The 740-nt window shown below is 59.6% G+C and carries 2 protein-coding genes; both read right to left on the reverse strand.

What is annotated here, in order from left to right:
* Positions 1-73 precede the first annotated feature (73 nt).
* A complete protein-coding gene (gene tnpB / locus ACOCD2_RS23715; RefSeq protein WP_293653356.1) occupies positions 74-415 on the reverse strand; it encodes an IS66 family insertion sequence element accessory protein TnpB in 342 nt (113 codons plus the stop codon).
* 2 nt (positions 416-417) lie between these two features.
* The coding region (gene tnpA, locus ACOCD2_RS23720) for an IS66 family insertion sequence element accessory protein TnpA (RefSeq protein ID WP_293885621.1) at positions 418-740 on the reverse strand (323 nt) is incomplete at its 5' end.

Below are 740 nucleotides of genomic sequence, written 5' to 3' on the forward strand. Positions count from 1 at the left end.
AATCCGTCACTTGCATAGCTTAGATTATATCTTGGAACCCTGCGCGAAGCCATCATTTATGCGCCTTCCTGCCCTATCTTCGGTACCGCTTGAACCGCCGCACCGACGCCAGGTCGATGCCCTCGATGATCAGCTTCAGGTCCGTCCAGCTCAATGCCTGTTTGTCCGCCCCCTGGGCATTGAAGTGGAAGCGTCCTGCCTCCAGGCGTTTGCTCCACAGGCAGTAGCCGCCCTGCTCGAAGTAGAGCACCTTCAGCTGGGTACGGCGGCGGTTGATGAACACGAACAGCTGGCCGCTGGTCGGATCCTCGATCAGCTTGTGCCGTACCAGGGCAGATAATCCATCGAAGGACTTGCGCATGTCCGTGGGCGGGGCATACAGCCACACCCGGACACCGGACTCGGGCAGCAGCATCGTCAGCCTTGGCGCAGCCGTAGACAGAGGCCGCTGCCCAGCTCCAACTCGATCTGCCAGCCACCGTCAGTGGCTGAACCCTGAGTCGGCAGCTCGATCCAGTCAGCGAGGGAGACTGTATCAATACTGGGGCTTGTGGGCGTAGCGGTAGAGGATGACTCAGTCTGGAGCTTGCGCCTCCAGTAGCTGAAGGTGGCCAGTGAAATCCCCTGCTGACCACAGAAGGCCTTCTGGGTCAGGCCGCTTGCTATCTGCTCGTCGATCAGTGCTTGCCATTCGGTCCTACTGCGTCGCTTGTTCATGTCGTGCTCCTGTTGGTGAATGC

Origin of the sequence: Thiolapillus sp., from assembly GCF_048562965.1 — a bacterium.
In the GTDB taxonomy this organism is placed as follows: domain Bacteria; phylum Pseudomonadota; class Gammaproteobacteria; order Chromatiales; family Chromatiaceae; genus Thiolapillus; species Thiolapillus brandeum_A.

What these genes read in the sequence shown, in the direction of transcription:
- tnpB (WP_293653356.1), bottom strand. Translation starts at nt 415, where the DNA reads ATGCTGCTGCCCGAGTCCGGTGTCCGGGTGTGGCTGTATGCCCCGCCC.